The 19,992-nt window shown below is 63.1% G+C and carries 16 protein-coding genes and 1 pseudogene; 10 read left to right on the forward strand and 7 right to left on the reverse strand.

Annotation, left to right across the window (positions count from 1 at the left end):
* Positions 1 to 6: 6 nt before the first annotated feature.
* The 3 genes from C1A13_RS11395 to C1A13_RS11405 form a co-directional block, all read right to left on the reverse strand.
* Positions 7 to 1,143, reverse strand: coding sequence for a glycerate kinase family protein (locus C1A13_RS11395; RefSeq protein WP_101552080.1), 1,137 nt, complete (start codon positions 1,141 to 1,143; stop codon positions 7 to 9).
* Between the two features lie 76 nt (positions 1,144 to 1,219).
* Positions 1,220 to 2,602, reverse strand: coding sequence for a GntP family permease (locus tag C1A13_RS11400; RefSeq protein ID WP_101552082.1), 1,383 nt, complete (start codon positions 2,600 to 2,602; stop codon positions 1,220 to 1,222).
* A gap of 296 nt (positions 2,603 to 2,898) precedes the next feature.
* The gene (locus tag C1A13_RS11405) at positions 2,899 to 4,053 is read right to left on the reverse strand and encodes a CdaR family transcriptional regulator (RefSeq protein ID WP_158595539.1); all 1,155 of its coding nucleotides are present in this window, start codon (positions 4,051 to 4,053) and stop codon (positions 2,899 to 2,901) included.
* A 150-nt stretch (positions 4,054 to 4,203) separates the two neighbouring features.
* Here C1A13_RS11405 and C1A13_RS11410 point away from each other — a divergent pair, with 150 nt between their 5' ends.
* From C1A13_RS11410 to C1A13_RS11425, 4 genes are all read left to right on the forward strand, one after another.
* Positions 4,204 to 5,244 carry a M23 family metallopeptidase gene (locus C1A13_RS11410; RefSeq protein WP_172439267.1) on the forward strand — a complete coding sequence of 347 codons (1,041 nt, stop codon included), beginning with the start codon at positions 4,204 to 4,206 and terminating at the stop codon, positions 5,242 to 5,244.
* Between the two features lie 126 nt (positions 5,245 to 5,370).
* A complete protein-coding gene (locus C1A13_RS11415) occupies positions 5,371 to 6,168 on the forward strand; it encodes a ZIP family metal transporter (protein ID WP_101553269.1) in 798 nt (265 codons plus the stop codon).
* Between the two features lie 42 nt (positions 6,169 to 6,210).
* Complete coding sequence (locus tag C1A13_RS11420; protein WP_101552089.1) at positions 6,211 to 6,945, forward strand: ABC transporter ATP-binding protein; 735 nt, start codon at positions 6,211 to 6,213, stop codon at positions 6,943 to 6,945.
* Positions 6,938 to 7,858 carry a SufB/SufD family protein gene (locus C1A13_RS11425; protein ID WP_101552091.1) on the forward strand — a complete coding sequence of 307 codons (921 nt, stop codon included), beginning with the start codon at positions 6,938 to 6,940 and terminating at the stop codon, positions 7,856 to 7,858. Before C1A13_RS11420 ends, C1A13_RS11425 begins: the two co-directional genes overlap by 8 nt.
* 46 nt (positions 7,859 to 7,904) lie before the next feature.
* On the opposite strand, the gene C1A13_RS11430 is transcribed toward C1A13_RS11425, so the two are convergent.
* Genes C1A13_RS11430 through C1A13_RS11445 form a run of 4 tightly spaced genes read right to left on the reverse strand, consistent with a single transcriptional unit; the run spans position 7,905 to position 10,771 of the window.
* A complete protein-coding gene (locus C1A13_RS11430) occupies positions 7,905 to 8,735 on the reverse strand; it encodes a metal ABC transporter permease (RefSeq protein WP_101552093.1) in 831 nt (276 codons plus the stop codon).
* Positions 8,728 to 9,435, reverse strand: coding sequence for a metal ABC transporter ATP-binding protein (locus C1A13_RS11435; protein ID WP_101552095.1), 708 nt, complete (start codon positions 9,433 to 9,435; stop codon positions 8,728 to 8,730). Before C1A13_RS11435 ends, C1A13_RS11430 begins: the two co-directional genes overlap by 8 nt.
* Positions 9,435 to 10,352, reverse strand: coding sequence for a metal ABC transporter substrate-binding protein (locus C1A13_RS11440; RefSeq protein ID WP_101552097.1), 918 nt, complete (start codon positions 10,350 to 10,352; stop codon positions 9,435 to 9,437). Before C1A13_RS11440 ends, C1A13_RS11435 begins: the two co-directional genes overlap by 1 nt.
* The gene (locus C1A13_RS11445) at positions 10,349 to 10,771 is read right to left on the reverse strand and encodes a Fur family transcriptional regulator (protein ID WP_101552099.1); all 423 of its coding nucleotides are present in this window, start codon (positions 10,769 to 10,771) and stop codon (positions 10,349 to 10,351) included. The genes C1A13_RS11440 and C1A13_RS11445 overlap by 4 nt, the downstream gene beginning before the upstream one ends.
* Positions 10,772 to 11,426: 655 nt before the next feature.
* Here C1A13_RS11445 and C1A13_RS11450 point away from each other — a divergent pair.
* The 6 genes and pseudogenes from C1A13_RS11450 to C1A13_RS11475 all read left to right on the forward strand — a co-directional run.
* Positions 11,427 to 12,359 (forward strand): annotated as a pseudogene (locus C1A13_RS11450) (galactose ABC transporter substrate-binding protein); the annotation flags it as partial.
* 197 nt (positions 12,360 to 12,556) lie between these two features.
* Complete coding sequence (locus tag C1A13_RS11455; protein ID WP_101552103.1) at positions 12,557 to 14,059, forward strand: sugar ABC transporter ATP-binding protein; 1,503 nt, start codon at positions 12,557 to 12,559, stop codon at positions 14,057 to 14,059.
* Between the two features lie 23 nt (positions 14,060 to 14,082).
* Positions 14,083 to 15,324: a galactose/methyl galactoside ABC transporter permease MglC gene (mglC, locus tag C1A13_RS11460; RefSeq protein ID WP_101552105.1), complete on the forward strand. Its 1,242-nt coding sequence runs from the start codon at positions 14,083 to 14,085 to the stop codon at positions 15,322 to 15,324.
* A 262-nt stretch (positions 15,325 to 15,586) separates the two neighbouring features.
* Positions 15,587 to 17,203, forward strand: a complete 1,617-nt coding sequence (locus C1A13_RS11465; RefSeq protein ID WP_101552107.1) for a response regulator transcription factor — start codon at positions 15,587 to 15,589, stop codon at positions 17,201 to 17,203.
* Positions 17,196 to 19,007 (forward strand): cache domain-containing protein, encoded by a 1,812-nt coding sequence (locus tag C1A13_RS11470; protein ID WP_101552109.1) that lies wholly within the window; start codon positions 17,196 to 17,198, stop codon positions 19,005 to 19,007. Before C1A13_RS11465 ends, C1A13_RS11470 begins: the two co-directional genes overlap by 8 nt.
* A complete protein-coding gene (locus tag C1A13_RS11475; RefSeq protein ID WP_101552111.1) occupies positions 19,004 to 19,969 on the forward strand; it encodes a substrate-binding domain-containing protein in 966 nt (321 codons plus the stop codon). The genes C1A13_RS11470 and C1A13_RS11475 overlap by 4 nt, the downstream gene beginning before the upstream one ends.
* Positions 19,970 to 19,992: the final 23 nt, after the last annotated feature.

The following is a 19,992-nucleotide window of genomic DNA, read 5'->3' on the forward strand; positions in this document are numbered from 1 at the left end:
GCCCCCTTAAAAGCCGATCCGGCTGAGAAAACGCATGAGGTTGTCGACGGTGAGCGCCATGTCGCTTTTGCTGCGCGTCCTGGCGACCGAAAAGTCGACCGCCACGCGGTTGGTGCTGAAGACCGCCGACACCCCCTCCTCATAGGCGTTTTCGATGTTGTCGCCGATGTCCCCGACGAGCGCCACGAGCGGCACGCCGTGCTTTTTGCAGCGGCGGGCCACGCCGATGACCACCTTGCCGCGCAGGCTCTGGGTGTCGATCTTGCCCTCGCCGCTCAGCACAAGGTCCGCGTCGGACACGAGCCGGTCGAAGCCGACGGTGTCGAGCACCGTTTCGATGCCCATCTGCAGCCGGGAGCCGAGGAAGGCGACCATGCCGCCCCCCATGCCGCCCGCCGCGCCCGCGCCCGGCAGGTCCGCCACGTCGCGGCCGAGCTCCCGCCCGACCGTGCGGGCGATCGCGGAGAGCTGCCCGTCGAGGTATTCGACCATCGCGGGGTCTGCGCCCTTCTGCGGGCCGAAGATGTGGGCCGCGCCGTTTTTGCCGCAGAGGGGATTGTCGATGTCGCACATCGTGATGACCTCGATCCCCCGGAGCGCGGGCAGCAGCCCCGACATGTCGATCTTCGCGACGCGCGCGAGGTTTTCGCCCACCGGGACGAATTCCTCCCCCGCCTCGTCGAGAAAGCGCACGCCGAGCGCCGCGGCCGCGCCCGCCCCGAAATCGTTGGTGGCGCTGCCGCCCAGCCCGACGATCATCTTTTTGCAGCCGCGCCCCGCGGCGTGGGCCATGAGCTGGCCGACGCCGTAGGTGGTGGTCTTTTCGGCGTGCCGGTTCTCCCCCACGAGCGGCAGGCCCGCGCAGGCCGCCATCTCGATGACGGCGGTGGAGCCGCCGTCCAGCAGGCCGTAGTACCCCTCCATCTCCTCCATATAGGGTCCCCTCACGGGGACCGTGACCCGCTCGCCGCCGACGGCGGCCAGAAACGCGTCCACGCTTCCCTCCCCGCCGTCCGCGACGGGGATCGGGACGACCTCCGCTTCCGGATAGTAGGCGCGGACCGCCTTTTCCATAATGCCGCAGATCTCCGAGGAACTCATCGTCCCCTTGAAGGAGTCGGGCATCAGGATCACTTTTTTCATGCATATCCCCCTTTGGAGAAAAGCCGGACAGATCCTGTCCGGCTTTCCATCCTTGAAATGTTTGCCCCCGCCCGCGTCAAATGAGGATGAGGGAGAGAATCCAGATGAAGATCATAGCCGCGACGCCCATCAGCAGCGTCAGCATGGTCTGCGTTTTGTAGCCGTCCTGCGCCTTGAGCTCGCCGAAGTTGGTGACGACCCAGAAGTAGGAGTCGTTCGCGTGGGATACGGTCATCGCGCCCGCGCCGATCGCCATGACGGTCAGGGCGGCGGCCACCGGGGAGGTCAGCCCCAGCGCGGCCATCATGCTGCCCGACTCGGAGATCGCGCCCATGATGCCGGCGGTCGTGGTGATCGCGACCGTCGAGGAGCCCTGCGCCGACTTGAGGATGGCGGCGATGAGGAAGGGGAAGAAGATGCCGACGCTCGACAGGAACGCCGCGTTCTCCGACATGTAGTCGACGAAGCCCGCGGTGGAGATGATCTTGCCGAGCACGCCGCCCGCGGCGGTGATGAAGAGGATCGGGCCGACCGTCTTGAGGGTCTCGTCGGTCAGATCGCGGAATTCGCCCATCTTGCCGGTGGTGACCAGCGTCGCGATGCTGCACAGCAGGCCGACCGCCAGCGCGATGATCGGCGCGCCGAGGAAGGCGCAGACGCTCGCGAGCCCGCCCTGCCAGCCGAGGATCGAGGAGATCGAGCTGAGCGCCATCAGGATGATCGGCAGAACGATCGGGGCGAAGGAGGCCAGGGTGCTCGGCAGCTTGCCGTACTCCCTGACGAGCTCCTCATAGCTCTTGACGACCTCATTGTCGTCGGGGTTGTCCTCAGAGGGGGATTTGACCCGCTTGCCGATGTATTTGGCGAAGAAATACGCCACGACCAGGCAGGGGATCGAGACGAGCGCGCCCATGCCGATGACGAGCAGCAGGTTGTTCCCGATGCCGAGGGTGCCGGCCGCCGCGATCGGGCCGGGCGTCGGCGGGATGAAGACGTGCGAGATGTAAAGGCCGCCCGACAGCGCCACCGTCATCGCGACGGAGGAGCACATCGTCTTTTTGACCATCGCCTTGCGGATGGGGTTGAGGATGACGAACCCGCTGTCGCAGAAGACGGGGATCGAGACGATCCAGCCCATCAGCATGATGGCGATTTCGGGGTGCTTCTTGCCCACGATCTTGACGACCGCGTCGGCAAGGCGGATGGCGCCGCCGGTCTTCTCGAGGAAGAAGCCGATCATCGCGCCGAGGATGATGACGATGCCGATGCTGGAGAAGGTGCCGGAGAAGCCCGCGCCGATCGTGCCGGGGATATCGGCAAGCGGGATGCCGACGATAATCGCCAGCAGCAGCGCCACGCCCATGATGGCGAGGAAGGGGTGCAGTTTCAGCTTGGAAATTGCGAGGATCATCACGACGATCGCGATGACAAATGTGATGAGAAGCGGTACTCCTGTCATAGTCTCTACCTCCATTCAAACATGCCTATGTGATGCGGCTTTCGCCGCCGCCTGCCCCGATTGTCCGCTCTCGTTCTTTAACGAGCCGCCCATCCGGGGCCATCCCGTGAGGCCCGGAGGAGCGGCTTTTACACGATTGGGTGTTTTCCACATTTTGTCCCGCCGATTTTTCCCTTTTTCTGTCATAATTATACTATGCCATTTGTTTGCCGTCTATGTTTTCAGGGACAGATTCTATCAATAGAATCTGTCCCTGAAAACAGAATTATAGAAAGCGCCCCTCCTTTGTTCACATTCTATACAAAATTCAGCTCGTCCCGGTTTTCGTTGTAGAACTGCACCGCCAGATAGAAGAGAGACGAATCCGACAGGCTGCGCGGGTCGTAGCCCGTCTGCTCACAGAGCTTGCGCAGCTTGTACTGGAGGGTGTTCTTGTGGATGAAGAGCTGGGCGGCCGCGTCGGAGAGCGATCCGTCCGCCTCGAAATAGACCTCCAGCAGGTGCACCCAGGAGTCGATCTCCTCGGGGGTGAAGCCGCGGAAGATGCGGCGGATGAATTCCGCCTTGGAGGTCTGGGGAATCTCATCCATGAAGAGCTCGAGGTTGATGTCGTCATAGAACCGGATCGTGCTCCCGCGGGAGGCGCGGCAGGCCCTGAGCGCCTTGTGGGCGCGCAGGTAGGACTGGTGCAGGAGGCTGCCGTCCCGGCTGTCCGCGCCCACGATCACGCGGATGCTGAACTGCCGCCACACCTGCGCCTGGATCTGCTGCGCGAAGAACCGCAGCTTCGCGTCCTCGCAGTCGGGCATGAGGCAGATCATCTGGGAGGCCGTCTTGGCGAAGACGCCGTTCTTCTCCTCCCCGACCATCCGGCGGACCGTCTTGTTCACCCGGTCGATGATCCGCTGGCCCTCGGGGCTGTCGCTGTAGTCCCGCAGGTTTTCGATCTCCGCCACGAGCACCCGGCGGGGCAGCGTGATGTCGATGCCCAGCCGCGCGCCCCGCTGGATGAACGCCTGTCCCTGGCTGATCGCGTCGCCGTAGAGCCATTCGTCGATGAAGCGGGTGCGGATGCGGTCGTCAATCTTCTTCTGCTCCTTGTCGAAATTCTCGATCAGCAGAATCTCCGTCATCTTTTTGATGATCTGCCCGTATTTGACCACCTCGTCCCGCTCGCCGGTGATCCCCACGACCCCCGCGATCTCCCCGTCGAGCAGGATGGGCAGGTTGATCCCCTTCCGGGTCCCCTCGTATTCGTCGTCGCTCTGGATGATCAGCTCGTCGAGATGCTCCCCGATCACCCGCGCGGCGCCCTCGTGGTAGGTATCCATCCGCTCGGGGTCGGTGCTCGCGATGATCGTGCCGTCCGCGTCCATCATGTTGACGTGCTGGCCGATGATGCCGCTGATCTCGTTGACGATCTGCATGGCGTTCCGCTTGGAAATATCCATATGGCAGCCCTCCCTTCCGGTTCCCATTATACCACATGCAAAACGCGTGTGGTATCATCGCGCATCTGGGCGGAAGCGTCAGAGGCGCCGCGCAAAGCGCATACCGCCGCCCCCTCCGCACATATAATGGTGGGACGGGGAGGGGTTGCCATGCGGCGCGGAAAAATCGTTCTTGCGGGGATTCTGCTGGCGGCGGCCGCGGGGGCGGCGCTGTTTGCCGCGCGTCCCGCCGCGGCGCCCGCTTCGGAGGCGCTGCCCGCCTCCTCCTATATCAAATGGGTCGATTTCAACGTACCCTCGGCCGCGCTCGACGGGAGCTACCGGGCGGCGGTGACGGCGCACGGGGAGGGGCTTTCCGCGCCGATGCCCGACCTGCTCGCCTGCCTCGCGGCGGGCTACTGGGGCAACTGGAAGTCCTACCGCGCCGCCGACCTCGACCGGCTGATGGACCGGCTGCGCGCCGGGGAGGCGCTCGACGGCATCGGCGGGGAATATAAGGACTATCCCTATTATAAAGAGGCCTACGGCGCGGTGCTGGACGGCATGGTCGGGGATTACGCCATCGCGCTGCCCGATGGGGACGGAGAGCCGCGCTGGCAGGTCAAATACGGGCTCAAGGCCTACTGCCCGGTGGCGGAGGGCTTCGGCTTTTCCCACTGCGACGATTTCGGCAACGCCCGTTCCTTCGGCTACCGGCGCAGGCATCTCGGCAACGACCTGATGGGCAACGTCGGCAGTCCCATCGTGGCGGTCGAGTCGGGGGTGATCGAGGAGCTCGGCTGGAACCAGTATGGGGGCTGGCGGATCGGCATCCGCTCCTTTGACGGCAGGCGCTACTATTATTACGCCCACCTCCGCAAGGGGGGCCCCTACCAGCCGGGGCTCGAAAAGGGGAGCGTCGTGCAGGCGGGCGACGTCATCGGCTATCTCGGCATGACGGGCTACTCCAACACCGAGGACGTCAACGGGATGAAGGTGCCCCACCTGCATTTCGGCATGCAGCTCATCTTCGACGAATCGCAGAAGACCGGCAACGGGGAGATCTGGATCGACGTCTACCAGCTCGTCAATTTCCTTGAGCGCAACCGCAGCACCGTCGACCGGGGCGCCGACGGATGTTACAGCCGCCGGTATGAATACCTGGACTTTTCCGCCGCGCAGTATCTTACGGACTCGCGCGGAGCATCCTAAAAGAGCGGGGCCGCGCCCCGCTCTTTTCTGTTCTGCTGGGGACCGGCGCGCAGCCGCAAAAATGGCTCTTCCCTTTTCTATACTTGTCTGGTATAATATAAGGCGACCAAGGAGGCGGTAGTTATGATGAACGCATTGCATCCCGTCCTGTCGGCCGCTATCGGCACGGGGTTTACATTTTTAATGACGGCGCTGGGCGCGGCGGTCGTCTTCTTCTTCCGCGGGGAGATCAAGGCGTCCTTCCAGCAGGTCTTTCTTGGGTTCGCGGCGGGCGTCATGATCGCGGCGTCCGTCTGGTCGCTGCTCATCCCCGCCATCGACATGGCGGAGGAGCAGGGGATGATCGGCTGGATCCCTGCGGCGGGCGGCTTTGTGCTCGGCGGGCTCTTCCTCATGCTGCTCGACCGCCTGCTCCCCCACCTGCATCCGGGCAGCGACAGCCCCGAGGGCATGCCCTCCTCCCTGCGGCGCACGACGATGCTCGTCTTCGCCGTCACGCTGCACAACATCCCCGAGGGGATGGCGGTCGGGCTCTCCTTCGCGCTGGCGGCGCAGGGCGGCGCGGCGAACACCTTCGCGGCGGCCGTCGCGCTCGCCATTGGCATCGGGCTTCAGAACTTCCCCGAGGGCGCCGCGATCTCCCTCCCCCTCAAGAAAGAGGGGCTCTCCAATACCCGCTCCTTTATTTACGGCGCGCTTTCGGGCATCGTGGAACCGATCGGCGGCATCCTCACCGTGCTGATCGCCGGGTCGGTCTCCCCCGTCATGCCCTGGCTGCTCGCCTTCGCGGCGGGCGCGATGATCTATGTGGTCGTCGAGGAGCTGATCCCCGAGGCGCACCTCGGCGAACACTCCCATGTGGGCACCATCGGCGTCATGTTCGGCTTCCTCGTCATGATGATCCTCGACGTGGCGCTGGGATAACAGAAAAATTGGGACATCAGCAACAGAAACAGGAGTGAAAACATGCTGGAACTGCAAGATATCACCGTGGATGTAGACGACAGCCGCGGCATCCTCCGGGACGTGAGCCTCAAAATCGACGACGGGAAATTCGTCGTGATCACCGGGCCGAACGGCGGCGGAAAATCCACCCTCGCCCGCGTCGTCGCGGGAATCACCCGGCCTGCGGCGGGGCGCATCCTCCTCGACGGGGAGGACGTCACCGGCCTCGGCATCACCGAGCGCGCCAGGCGCGGCGTCGGCTTCGCCTTCCAGCAGCCGGTGCGCTTCAAGGGGCTGACGGTGCGGGACCTCGTCGAGCTGGCCGCCGGGGGTTCCCTGAGCGAGCAGCAGCTCTGCGGCTACCTCAGCGACGTGGGGCTCTGCGCGATGGACTACATCGACCGCGAGGTGAACGCGAGCCTGTCGGGCGGCGAGATCAAGCGGATCGAGATCGCGTCGGTCATGGCGCGCAAAACGCGGCTCACCATCTTCGACGAGCCGGAGGCGGGCATCGACCTGTGGAGCTTCCAGAACCTCATCGGCGTCTTCCAGAAGCTGCGCCGGGAGACGAGCGGCTCGCTCGTCGTCATCTCCCACCAGGAGCGGATCCTGGAGATCGCGGACGAGCTGGTCGTGCTCGCGAGCGGCGTCGTCACGGCGCACGGCCCGCGGGAGGAGATCCTCCCCGGCCTGCTCAAGGGCGACGGGAGCCGCTGCGCCTTCTGCCCGCAGGAAGGGGGAATCTGCCATGAATAAGATCACCGAAATGCTGCTCGAGATGGTGTCCGAGCTCTCCGGCGTGCCGAAGAACGCCGCCTACAACATCCGCGAGGACGGCGGCTGCGCCGGGCGCGCCTCGACCGACAACGTGCGCATCACCTCCAAGACCGACGAACCGGGCATCGACATCAGGGTGCTGCCCGGCACGAAGGGCGAAACCGTCTACATCCCCGCCTGCGTCACCCACACGGGGGTGCGCGACCTCGTCTACAACGACTTCTACATCGGCGACGGCGCGGACGTCACGATCGTGGCGGGCTGCGGTGTGCACAACGAGGGGGAGGAGGAGTCCCAGCACAACGGCGTCCACCGCTTCTTCATCGGCAAGGACGCGCGGGTCCTCTACCTCGAAAAGCACGTCGGCGTCGGCGAGGGGACGGGCAGGCGGATCATCAACCCGCAGACCTGGGTCCGCATCGACGAGGGCGGCTACATGAAGATGGACACCACCCAGATCAAGGGGGTCGACTCGACCAAACGGATCACCCGCGCCGAGCTCATGAAGGACGCCCGGCTGGTCATCCGCGAAAAGCTCATGACCCACGGGGAGCAGACCGCCGAGACCGATTTCTCCGTCGACCTCACGGGGGAGGACTCCGGCTGCGACCTCGTCTCCCGGTCGGTCGCGCGCGGCAGCTCCCACCAGGTGTTCCGCTCGGTCATCAACGGCAATACCCGCTGCACCGGGCATTCCGCCTGCGACGCGATCATCATGGACGAGGGGTCGGTCAGCGCGATCCCCGAGCTGACCGCGGCCAGCGTCGACGCCGCCCTCATCCATGAGGCGGCCATCGGCAAGATTGCGGGCGAGCAGCTCACCAAGCTGATGACGCTGGGCCTCACCGAGCAGGAGGCCGAACAGAAGATCATTGAGGGATTCTTAAAATAAACGAAAAACGGGCGGGCCGCTCACGCGGCCCGCCCGTTTTTATTTGCTATGCCTTCCCGAAGCGGGAACGCGCGAGCCCCGCCAGCCAGAAGCAGGCGAAGACTGCGATGTTCGCGACGACGACCGACGCGCCCGCCGGGGTGGAGAAGGCGAACGACCCCACGATCCCCGCGAAGAAGCAGACGACCGACACGGCCGCGGAGGTGACGACGACCCCCTTGAAGCTGCGGCAGACCCGCATCGAGGTGAGCGCCGGGAAGATGATGAGGGAGGAGATGAGCATCGCGCCCATGATGCGCATGCCCACGACGATGGTGATCGCCGTCAAAAAGGCGATGAGCATGTTGTAGAGCTTCGCATTGGTGCCGGTGGCCTGCGCGAACGCCTCGTCGAAGGTGACGGCAAAGATCTTGTTGTAAAAGCAGACGAAGAGCAGCAGCACGACGGCGGACAGCGCGACGGAGAGCACGACGTCCCCCCCGCTCATCGCGAGGATGCTGCCGAACATATAGCCGTAGACGTCGGTGTTCATGCCGGTGGTCAGCGAGGTGACGATGACGCCGATCGCGAGCGCGCTCGACGCGATGAGCGCGATGGCGGCGTCCCCCTTGATCTTGCTGCTTTCGCTGATGCGCAGCAGCAGAAACGCGGCGATCACGACGACGGGCACCGATACGGCCAGCGGCGCGACGTTCATCGCCATCGCGACCGACAGCGCGCCGAACCCGACGTGGGAGAGGCCGTCGCCGATCATCGAATACCTCTTGAGCACGAGGGAGACCCCGAGCAGGGCGGCGCAGAGGGCGACGAGGATGCCCACGATGAGCGCGCGGCTGATAAAGGAATAGGAGAAGAGCTCGCGGAACAGCTCACCCATGCGCGTCACCTCCCAGCAGCCTGCGGCAGACGTCGCTTTCCAGATATTTTTCCGACGGCCCGTAGAAGAGCACGCCGGTGTCCATATGCAGGATCTTGCCCGCGTAATGCACCGAGCAGTTGATGTCGTGGCTGACCATGACGATCGTCACGCCCTCCCGGTTGAGCTGCCGGATCAGCGCGTAGAGCTCGCTGGTGACGACCGGGTCGAGCCCCGTCACCGGCTCGTCGAGCAGCAGCAGCTTTTCGGTGGCGCAGAGGGCGCGCGCGAGCAGCACCCGCTGCTGCTGCCCCCCCGACAGGTCGCGGTAGGATTTTTTGACCAGCCCGCCGATGCTCAGTTTTTCGATGTTGGCCGACGCGATCCTCCGTTCGGCGGGCGAATAGAAGGGCCGCATCCCACGGCGGTTGAGGCAGCCCGAGAGCACGACCTCCCACACCGACGCGGGAAAGTCCCGCTGGACGATCGTCTGCTGGGGCAGGTAGCCGATCATATTCTGTTTGAGCCCGTCGCCGAAGGCGATCTCCCCGGCGCGCGGCTTCAGGAGCCCGAGCAGCCCCTTGAGCAGCGTCGACTTGCCCGAGCCGTTCTCCCCGACAATGCAGACGTAGTCGCCGTCCTCAATGTCGAAGCTGACGTCTTCCACGGCCAGCTGGTTCTCGTAGCCCATCGTCACGTTTTTACAGGATATCAGCGCCATCAGTTCAGCCCCTCCCGCAGGTTTTCAACGTTCTGCTCCATCAGCGAGAGGTAGGTCGCGCCGTTTTGCAGCTCCTCCCTGGAGACGTTGTGGCAGGAGTGGAGCAGCAGCGGCTTCGCGCCCGTCTCCTCCGCGATCGAGCGCGCGACCTTCGGGTCGGTCAGCTCCTCGTAGTAGATGACGGGGACGCCGTCCGTCTCGATCGCGCGGATGATCTGCGCCACCGCGCCCGCGCTCGGCTCGGTCTCGCCCGAGCAGGAGTCGAACGCCGAGATGCAGGTGAGCCCGTACCGCTCGGCGAAATAGTGCAGCGCGAACCGGCCGCCGAAGACGATCTCCCGGCGCTTTCCCGTCTCCACGACCTCGGAGAACCGTTCGTCGAGCGCGCCGAGCCGTTCCTTATATTCCGCCGCGGCCGTCTGGTACTCCCCGGCGTTCCCCGGGTCGGCCGCGCAGAGCGCCGCCGCGATGTCGTCCACCATGATCTTGGCGTTCTGCGGGTCGGTCCAGATGTGCGGGTCGTACCCGCCGTGGTCGTGGCCGTCCCCGTCATCGTCCTTTTCGAGCGTCACATGCGCCGACAGGTCCACCGCCCGCACGCCCTCCCCGGCGCCGGCGAGGATCTTCTCCGCCCACGGCTCCATATATTCGCCCGTATAGAGGAAGAGGTCGGCCTTCCCGATCATGATGATGTCCGCGGGGGTCGGCTCGTAGGAGTGGCTCTCCACCCCCGGCGGCAGCAGCAGCGTCACGTCGGCGTGCTCCCCCGCGATCTGCCGCGCAAAGTCGTACTGGGGAAAGAGGGTCGCCACGACCTTCACCCGGCCGTCCTCCCCGCCGTCTCCGGCCGGGGCCGCGCAGCCCGCCAGCAGGAGGACCGAGAGAAGGGCGGCGGCTATTCTTTGGATCTTTTTCATTTGGGTTCTCCCTGGTTCTTCGCGGCGCAGTCGGCGCAGAGGCCGTAGAGCACCGTCTTGGTGTTGTCGATCGTAAACTGGTGGTGCTCCAGCACATGCTTCGACACCTCGCCGAGATAGTCGCACTCGACGTGGATGAGCCTGCCGCAGCCGGTGCACTTTAAATGAAAGTGCTCATGGCAGTCCTCCCGTCCGGTGAACTGGTAGCAGGCGCCCGCGCCCTCCCCGAGGTAGTAGCGGCGCACCGCGCCCTGCTCGACCAGCCGGTCGAGGGTCCGGTAGACGGTCGTCCGTCCGACGGGGAGCTGCTGGGCGCGCAGATGGGCGGCCACGTCCTCCGCGGACAGGTGCCTGTCGCGGTTCTCGGTCAGAAACTGCAGAATCCGCTCCCGCTGGCGCGTCTTGTATCCGTCCGGCATCCCTTCGCCCCCTGTAATTTGAAAATGAATTCCGATTTCATATTTTACCCCACCCCGCCGCGCTTGTCAAGGAAGACCCGCCCACAATGGAATATTGCACCAAATTTACAGCTCCCATACGCCGCAAAGCGGCTGTTTTCGGGCGTTTCGTCAATATCTGGAAAAGGTGGGAAAACACTCCTTTCCTGTTTAGTTTGGGCAAAAAAATCTCACATTTTTCAATGCTTTCTGTTTGTATTTTACAGTTCATTGTCAAATTAAACAATCAATCGGTGCATTTATCGTCCAAAATGTCATATCTGTGAAGATATTTCATGAAACTGCAAAGAAAATTTGATGGTTTTCGAAGTTACCCCCGTCTATAATGAAAACGGTGGCGTGAGCGTATCGGGAGAATACGTCCATACCGCCGGAAGAAAGAACACAAATGTTTAGGAGGAATTGAATGATGAAAAAAATTCTCGCTCTCGTGTTCGCATCACTCATGATTCTGTCTCTGGCCGCGTGCGGCAGCAAGCCCGCCGCCGAGCCTGCTCCGGTTGAGCCCGCCGCTCCGGCCGAGTCCACTGCTCCCGCCGAAGACGCCGCTCCGTCCGAGGAAGCTCCCGCTGCGGATGCTGCCCCCGCGACCCTGAACGGCGACGGCATCACCGTCGGCGCTTGCATCTACAAATTCGACGATACCTTCATGACCGGCGTCCGCAACAACATGACCGCGCAGGCTGAGTCCCTGGGCGCGACCATCGAGATCGTGGACTCCCAGAACAAGCAGCCGACCCAGAACGAGCAGGTCGACACCTACATCACCAAGGGCGTCAATGCTCTGGCTGTCAACCCGGTCGACCTGACCGCCGCCGGCCCGATCATCGACAAGGCTTCCGCCGCTGGCATCCCGATCGTTCTGCTCAACCGTCAGCCTTCCGAAGAGGACATGGCGAAGTATGACAAGACCTGGTACGTCGGCGCCCGCGCCGAGGAGTCCGGCACGATGTCCGGCCAGATCATTCTCGACTACTTCAAGGCCAATGCAGGCGCCGACAAGAACGGCGACGGCGTGATCCAGTACGTCATGCTCCAGGGCGAGCCCGGACATCAGGACGCGGTTCTCCGCTCCGAGTACTGCATCAAGGCCATCGAGGACGACGGCACCTTCAAGACCGAGGCGCTCGGCCAGGATACCGCCATGTGGGATAAGGTCAAGGCGACCGACCTCATGAAGAGCTTCATCGCTTCCCAGGGTCTTGACAAGATCGAGGCTGTCTTCGCGAACAACGACGACATGGCGCTCGGCGCGATCGAAGCCCTGAAGGCTGAAGGCTACAACACTGGCGACGCTTCCAAGTACATCCCGGTCGTCGGCGTTGACGCGACCGCTCCGGCTCTGGAGTCCATGAGCAAGGGCGAGCTGCTCGGCACCGTCCTGAACGACGCTGAGAACCAGGGCATCGCGACCGTCAACGTGGCCGTCGCGGCTGCGCAGGGTCTCGAGATCACCAAGGATACCGTTGGCTACGACGTCACCGATGGCAAGTACATCTGGGTCCCGTATGTCAAGGTCACTGCCGACAACTATCAGGACTTCATGTAATCTGAATCACTCAGATGCATTTAGTTTGATAAACGGGCATTCCTAGGCACCTTTAGGCGGGGAACGCGAAAGCAAGCGCTTTCCGCGTTCCCCGCCGAATTTTATGTCCGCGGACCGGTCGCCGGGCTGCCGTGCGCTGTTTCCCGCAGCACGGCAAACGCGGGCATCTTATTTCAGGAAAGAAGGAGGACGACTGTATGGGCGAATACGTGCTGGAAATGAACAAGATCACCAAGGTTTTTCCCGGCGTCACCGCCTTGGACGGCGTTACACTAAAAGTCCGTCCGGGCACCGTGCACGCTCTGATGGGTGAGAACGGCGCCGGCAAATCCACCCTGATGAAATGTCTTTTCGGCATCTATCACGAAGATGGCGGCGAGATCATTCTCGACGGGAAAAAGGAAGTCATCAACACTTCCAAGCAGGCGCTTGATCTGGGCGTTTCCATGATCCACCAGGAGCTCCACCCGATCCGGTTCCGGCCGGTCATGGAGAACATCTGGCTGGGCAGGTTCCCCATGAGGGGCATCGCCGTGGACCGCAAGAAAATGATCCAGATGACCAAGGACCTGTTCAAAAAGGTCGATCTGGACATCGACCCCGAAATCCGCGCCGGCGAGCTCTCCGCATCCACCCTGCAGCTGGTGGAGATCGCAAGGGCCGTCAGCTACAACTCGAAGATCATTATCATGGATGAGCCGACTTCGTCGCTGACCGATAATGAGACCGAGCACCTCTTCAAGATCATCAACCAGCTCCGCGACGAAGGACGTTCCATCATCTACATTTCGCACAAGATGGAAGAGATCCTGCGCATCGCGGACGAGGTCACCATCATGCGCGATGGACAGTATGTCGGCACCTGGCCCGCCGCCGAGCTGACCACCGACCTGATCATCAGCCGCATGGTCGGCCGCGACATGACCAACCGCTTCCCGCCCAAGGACTACGAGCCCTTCCCGCGCGAGACGGTGCTCCGTGTCAAGGACCTCTGCTCCCCACTTCCCAAATCATTCCAGGATGTCAGCTTCCACCTGCACCGCGGCGAGATTCTCGGCATCGGCGGACTGGTCGGCGCGCAGCGCACCGAGCTGGTCGAAGCGATCTTTGGTTTGCGGGAGATCGCTTCCGGCATCATCGAGAAGAACGGCAAGGCCTTCCACGTCAAGAACGTGCGTGACGCCAAAGCCGCCAAAATCGCCCTGCTGACCGAGGAACGGCGCGCGACCGGCGTGTTCGGTTCCCTTTCGGTGCTCGACAACACCGTTATTGCAAGCCAGCAGAAATACGCCAGACACGGCGTGCTTCAGGAGAAGAAACGCTACCAGGCCGCGTCGGAAGCCGACAAGCAGCTCAACGTCAAGACCCCGACCCTTGAGACCGCCATGCAGAACCTTTCGGGCGGCAACCAGCAGAAGGTGCTGATCGCCCGCTGGCTGCTCACCGACCCCGACATCCTGATTCTTGACGAGCCGACGCGCGGCATCGACGTCGGCGCCAAATATGAGATCTACACCATTATGCTCGACCTCGTCAAGGCGGGCAAGAGCATCATCATGATCTCCTCCGAGATGCCCGAGCTGCTCGGCATGGCCGACCGCGTCATGGTCATGTGCGAGGGCAGGGTTACCGGCTTCCTCGAGAAGGACCAGTTCGACCAGGTCGAGGTTATGCGCCTGGCAACCCAGTTTATGAAATGATTTAGGAAAGTGAGGTACTAGGAATGCAAGGAAAGATCGTCCCCCGCGCGAAATTCTCCCTTGGCTTCATCATTGGCGGCGGCGTTTTGATCGTCCTCGGTTTGCTCCTGCAATTCGCCGTTGACCTGTCCAAGGTGATTTTTGACCTGCCGGTCATCATGATCGGCCTCGGCATCATCGTCGCCATCTACGGCGGCATCCAGTATTCCCGGCGCGCCACCCTCGGCGACGTCACGTTCTCCAAAAAAGCGGCGAAAGCCTTCCTGACCAACTACGCGATCATCCTCGCGCTGCTCGTGCTCGTTGTGATCATCTGCATCAAGGAGCGCCGGTTCATGCAGGTCCGCGTTATCCTCGATATCCTGTCGATCTCCTCCACGAGGCTGATCATCGCGCTGGGTATCTGCTTCACCCTGCTGATCGCGGGCACCGACCTCTCCGCCGGCCGTATGGTCGGCCTGGCGGCGGTCATCTCCTGCTCGATGCTCCAGACGGCTACATATGCCAACCGCTTCTACCCCGACCTGCCGCAGGTCCCGATCATCCTGCCGATCCTGCTCGCGATCGTCGCCTGCATGTTCTTCGGCACCCTGAACGGTTTCCTCGTCGCGAAATACGACATGCACCCGTTCATCGCAACGCTGGCCGTCCAGGTTATCGTCTACGGCGCGACTTCCCTCTACTTCGATCTGCCTCCCAACAACTCGCAGCCTCTGGGCGGCATCCGCTCCGACTTCTCCGCCCTCGGTCTCACCAAGCTCGGTGAAATCAGGAACGCGGCCGGACAGGTCGTCTTCCCCGGCATCTCGATCCTCGTCCCGATCGCCCTCGTCGTGCTGGTGATCATCTGGTTCGTGCTCAACAAGACGGTCTTCGGCAAGAACGTCTACGCCATCGGCGGCAACCGTGAAGCGGCGGTCGTTTCGGGCGTCAACGTCTTCAAGACCATCATGGGCATCTTCATCCTCGCCTCCGCCCTCTACGGCGTCGGCGGCGTCCTGGAGGCCGCCCGTACCGCGGGCGCCACCAACAACTACGGCAACGGCTATGAGCTCGACGCAATCGCCGCCTGCGTCGTCGGCGGCGTCTCGCTGAACGGCGGTATCGGTAAGGTCGGCGGCATCGTCTCCGGTGTTCTGATCTTCTCGGTCATCCAGTACGGCCTGCAGTTTATCAACATCTCCCCGATGTGGCAGCAGGTCATCAAGGGCATCATCATCGCCGTCGCGGTCGCGATCGACATGGGCAAATATCGCAAGAAATAATCCTAACCGTTTGGTTTCCCAAAAAAAGGGCCGGCTTTTCAAGTCGGCCCTTTCTTTTTTTGGAAGAAAATGATATAATGCTAGTGATTATCAGGGGAACAATACTGTGTATCCTGCACAGAACCCCTTCCGGCGCGCACGACGCGCCCTGTTTTCCCACTGCAGCGGGGGCCGGCGCGAAGGGCCGCCCGCCTGAAAAGCCCTCCCGCCGGGGAGGTTTTGCGGCCGCGGGCGGGGACCCGCCGGCCGGAAGGAGGATTCCATGTCCCTGTACCGCGTTATGCTTGTCGACGACGAGGAGGAGATCCGCGACGGGATCCGGCGCAAGATCGACTGGAAGGGCAACGGGTTCGAGCTGGTCGCCTCGGCCGAAAACGGCCAGGAGGCGCTCGAGCTGGCCGAGCAGCTCCACCCCGACGTCGTGATGACCGACATCAAGATGCCCTTCATGGACGGGCTCACCCTCGGGAAGCGGCTGTGCGAGCTGATGCCCGACACCAAGCTCGTGATCTTCTCCGGCTTCGACGACTTCGAGTACGCCCAGAAGGCGATCCAGATGGGCGCCGCCGAGTACATCCTAAAACCGATCAACGCCGCCGAACTGACGGCGGTTTTGCAGCGCCTGAAAAGCCAGCTCGACGCGGAGTTCGCCGAAAAGCGAAACATCGCGCTGCTGCGCCAGCGCTACCAGAGCAGCCTGCCGCTGCTGCGCGAGCAGTTCTACGCCCGCCTGCTCGACGGGCGGATTACCGAGCGCCGCGCCGGCGAACAGGCGGAGCAGTACGGCATCGATCTGTCGGGGCGGTACTGGGCGGTCGTGCTCACCCATTTCGACAGCGACACGCCGGAGGACGCGCCCATCCGCCAGAGCGAGCTGCTTCCCCTCTCGGTGCGGCAGATCATCGACGAGAACCTCGGGCGGCGGTGCTGCTTCAAGAGCACCCTCTACAACGACTCGGTCGCGGTCATCGCCAGCTTCGACGAGCGCGGACAGGTGCTCGCCCTCATCGACGGCATGAACCAGGTCTGCAAGCTGGCCAAGCGGTTCCTGCGCCTGACGCTGACCGCGGGGGTCGGGAGCCTGTGCGAGTCGCTCGCCGACCTGCATTTTTCGGCCGAGGGCGCGCGCAGCGCGCTCGACTACCGGGTGCTGATGGGCTCGGGGCGCGCGATCTACATCGACGACGTCGAGCCCGATCCCACCGCGCAGCTCCCCTTCGACGAGCAGGACAAGCGCGACCTGCTCGCCGCCATCAAGCTGGGGACCCCGGAGAATATTCGCCACGCCGTCGACCGCTGCGTCGGGCGGTTCAAGGAGGCGCGCCTGCCGATCGGGCAGTACCAGCTCTGCCTCATGGAGATGATGGCCGAGCTGCTCAAGGTCATCCGCACCTACCAGCTCGACGCCTCCAAGGTGTTCGGGCGGGATTTCGACAACGGCTTCGCCCTCACGAGCTTCGATTCCCTTGACGAGCTGGGCCGCCGCCTGACCGAGATGTGCCTGACGATCTCCACAATGATCCGCCGGGAGCGCACCAACTCCTCCAAGGAGATCGCCGAGAGCGCCAAGCAGTTCATATCGGAAAACTACCAGAGCCCCGACATCTCGGTCGAGATGCTCTGCGACCATTTGCACGTCTCCCCCGCCTACTTCTCCACCCTCTTTAAAAAGGAGACGGGCATGAGCTTTGTGGCCTACCTCACGCAGGTGCGCATGGACGAGGCGGTCAAGCTCCTTTCGACCACCGAGGACAAGACCTACGAGATCTCGCTGAAGGTCGGCTACACCGAGCCGAACTATTTCAGCTACGTCTTTAAAAAGCAGTTTGGCATGTCGCCGACCAAATACCGCAGCAGCCAGGGGGCCGCACATGATTGACGCCATTCGGGAGTGGTTCCGGCGCGTCACCAAGTCCTACCAGAAGCGCAGCATCCAGTACATGATCTCGATCTCCTTTACGATCGTGGCGATGGTGGGGATGATCTTCCTGGGGCTGACCCTCTACCTGCGCTTCGCCACCTCGACCGAGCAGATGGTCAAGGAGGACAACCGGCGCGTCATCGAGCAGGTCAACATGAACCTCGACACCTACCTGCGCAATATGATGCGCGTCTCGGACGCGATGTATTACCGCGTCATCAAGAACGTCGACCTCGCGGACGAGACGATCGACGCGCAGATGAACCTGCTCTATGAGACCAACCGCGACCTGCTCGTCAGCATCGTGGTGGTGGACGACGAGGGCGGGCTCGTGGCTGCGTCCCCGCTCTCGATCCTGAAAAAGACGGTCCAGCCCAACGGGCAGGACTGGTTCGTGCGCGCGATGGGCAAGATCGAAAACCTGCACTTCTCCGCCCCGCATGTGCAGAACCTCTTCGAGGACCCCGACTACCGCTACCGGTGGGTGGTCTCCCTCTCCCGCGCCGTCGAGCTGACCAGCAGCGGAAACGTCCGCCACGGCGTGCTGCTCGTCGACATGAACTTTTCGGGCATCGAGCAGCTCTTCAAAAACGTCCGCCTCGGCGGCAGCGGCTACGTCTACCTCATCGACAGCGAGGGGGAGATCATCTACCACCCCCGTCAGCAGCTGCTCTACTCCAACCTGCTCGAGGAAAACAACCACGCCGCCGTCCACTACGAGGACGGCAACCACGTGGAAACCTTCAACGGCCGGGAACGGGTGGTCACCGTCAAGACGGTCGGCTACACCGGCTGGAAGATCGTCGGCGTGACCCCGATGGCCGACATCACCGCCGACTACTACCACATCCGAACCTTCGCGGTCTTCATCATCTTCTTTACGATGTTTCTGATGGTGTTCGCGAACCTCTTCGTCTCGTCGCGCATCGCCAACCCGATCAAGGCGCTGGAAAACTCGGTCAAGGAGCTGGAAAAGAACAACCTCGACGTCAACATCGCCGTCGGCGGCTCCTACGAGATCCAGCACCTCGGCAAGACGATCCGCCGGATGGTGGGCCAGATGCGCCAGCTGATGGAGGACATCGTCGTCGAGCAGGAGGCCAAGCGCAAGAGCGAGTTCGACGCGCTCCAGAGCCAGATCAATCCCCACTTCCTCTACAATACCCTCGATTCGATCGTCTGGATGATCGAGAACGAGCGGTACGAGGAGGCGGTCACGATGGTCACCGCGCTCGCGCGGCTCTTCCGCATCAGCCTGTCCAAGGGCAAAACGGTCATCCCGGTGAACGACGAGCTCGAGCACGCGCGCAACTACCTGACCATCCAGAAGATGCGCTACAAGAACAAATTCGCCGTCTCGATCGACGCCGCGCCCGAGACGCTGCGCCTCGAGACGATCAAGCTGATCGTCCAGCCGCTGTTGGAAAACGCCATCTACCACGGCATGGAGTTCATGGACGGGGACGGCGAGATCCGGGTCCGCTCCTACGTCGGGGAGGACGGCGATCTGTACATCGACGTCGAGGACAACGGCAGCGGCATCCCCGAGGAGGTCTGCAGGACCCTGCTGACCGACGAGACGCGGGTGCGCTCCAAGGGGTCCGGCATCGGGCTGCGCAACGTCAACCAGCGCATCCAGCTGCGCTACGGGGAGGGCTACGGCCTGACCATCCTCAGCGAGCCGGACGTGGGCACCACCGTGCGCATCCACCTGCCCCGCCACAGCTACGACGAGGCTGTGAAAGGAGGGGATGTGAAATGACGCAGCGAAAGATCCTCGTGTTTGTGCTGCTCCTGTCCGCGTTCGCGATCTCCTTCGCGATCCTCACCTTCGACGTGCTCGGGGAGGAGAAGGTCCCCGAGGTCTACGACGTCTCCCTCATCGTGCGGGGCAAGACGGGCGAGCAGTGGGAGAGCATCAAGCAGGGGGCCGACCAGGCCGCCAGCGAGATGAACGTCGACCTGAGCTTCATCACCCTGTCGGAGGAGAACAACCTCCCCGAGCAGATCTCCCTGATCCAGCGCGAATACGACAGCGGCGTGGACGCGATCGTCCTCGCCGCCGCCGACAGCAACGGCCTGGTCAGCACGGTCGAGCAGGTCTCCGAGAACATTCCGGTGGTCTGCATCGAATCGACCGTCAACAGCGCCGCGGTCAAGTCCTATATTTCGGCGGACAACTACGCCATGGGTGTCCAGCTCGGCCAGGAGATCGTGCGCAGCGGCAACGCCCGCAAGCGGCTGGCCGTCGTGGAATCGAGCGCGCAGTGCAGCAACGTGCAGCAGCGGCGCGCCGGGCTCATGAGCGTGCTCGGCGAGATCGGCGGCGAGGTAATCAGCTGGACGCTCCCCGACGAATCGTCGGAGGCCGCCCGGACGCTGGCCCAGGAGCTGCGGCCCAAGTCGGTCGACGTGGTGGTCACCCTCGACGTCACCGCGCTCGAGGCGGCCGCGCAGGCGGTCATCGACGAGCAGGCCGATTACCTCACCCTCTTCGGCATCGGCTCGACCGGAAAGGTCGCTTCCTATATCGAGCAGGACATTGTCAACGCCACGATCGTGCAGAACGATTTCGGCATCGGATACCTGGGGGTCAAGGCGGCCGTCGATTCCCTCAAGAAGCGGCCGGTCGCGCCGGCCACCGTCGTCGAGCACCGCATGATCAACTGGAAAAACATGTACGACCCGGAAAACCAGCGGCTGCTCTTCCCGTTTATCCGCTGAACCGGCGCCCCGGCGGGGACCCG

Origin of the sequence: Anaerotruncus massiliensis (ex Togo et al. 2026) (genome assembly GCF_900199635.1) — a bacterium.
Lineage (GTDB): Bacteria > Bacillota > Clostridia > Oscillospirales > Ruminococcaceae > Anaerotruncus > Anaerotruncus massiliensis.

What these genes read in the sequence shown, in the direction of transcription:
- C1A13_RS11430 (WP_101552093.1), bottom strand. Translation starts at nt 8,735, where the DNA reads ATGGGTGAGCTGTTCCGCGAGCTCTTCTCCTATTCCTTTATCAGCCGC.
- C1A13_RS11410 (WP_172439267.1), top strand. Translation starts at nt 4,204, where the DNA reads ATGCGGCGCGGAAAAATCGTTCTTGCGGGGATTCTGCTGGCGGCGGCC.
- C1A13_RS11465 (WP_101552107.1), top strand. Translation starts at nt 15,587, where the DNA reads ATGTCCCTGTACCGCGTTATGCTTGTCGACGACGAGGAGGAGATCCGC.
- C1A13_RS11445 (WP_101552099.1), bottom strand. Translation starts at nt 10,771, where the DNA reads ATGCCGGACGGATACAAGACGCGCCAGCGGGAGCGGATTCTGCAGTTT.
- C1A13_RS11425 (WP_101552091.1), top strand. Translation starts at nt 6,938, where the DNA reads ATGAATAAGATCACCGAAATGCTGCTCGAGATGGTGTCCGAGCTCTCC.
- C1A13_RS11415 (WP_101553269.1), top strand. Translation starts at nt 5,371, where the DNA reads ATGAACGCATTGCATCCCGTCCTGTCGGCCGCTATCGGCACGGGGTTT.
- C1A13_RS11440 (WP_101552097.1), bottom strand. Translation starts at nt 10,352, where the DNA reads ATGAAAAAGATCCAAAGAATAGCCGCCGCCCTTCTCTCGGTCCTCCTG.
- C1A13_RS11395 (WP_101552080.1), bottom strand. Translation starts at nt 1,143, where the DNA reads ATGAAAAAAGTGATCCTGATGCCCGACTCCTTCAAGGGGACGATGAGT.
- C1A13_RS11475 (WP_101552111.1), top strand. Translation starts at nt 19,004, where the DNA reads ATGACGCAGCGAAAGATCCTCGTGTTTGTGCTGCTCCTGTCCGCGTTC.
- C1A13_RS11470 (WP_101552109.1), top strand. Translation starts at nt 17,196, where the DNA reads ATGATTGACGCCATTCGGGAGTGGTTCCGGCGCGTCACCAAGTCCTAC.
- C1A13_RS11400 (WP_101552082.1), bottom strand. Translation starts at nt 2,602, where the DNA reads ATGACAGGAGTACCGCTTCTCATCACATTTGTCATCGCGATCGTCGTG.
- C1A13_RS11420 (WP_101552089.1), top strand. Translation starts at nt 6,211, where the DNA reads ATGCTGGAACTGCAAGATATCACCGTGGATGTAGACGACAGCCGCGGC.
- mglC (WP_101552105.1), top strand. Translation starts at nt 14,083, where the DNA reads ATGCAAGGAAAGATCGTCCCCCGCGCGAAATTCTCCCTTGGCTTCATC.
- C1A13_RS11435 (WP_101552095.1), bottom strand. Translation starts at nt 9,435, where the DNA reads ATGGCGCTGATATCCTGTAAAAACGTGACGATGGGCTACGAGAACCAG.
- C1A13_RS11405 (WP_158595539.1), bottom strand. Translation starts at nt 4,053, where the DNA reads ATGGATATTTCCAAGCGGAACGCCATGCAGATCGTCAACGAGATCAGC.
- C1A13_RS11455 (WP_101552103.1), top strand. Translation starts at nt 12,557, where the DNA reads ATGGGCGAATACGTGCTGGAAATGAACAAGATCACCAAGGTTTTTCCC.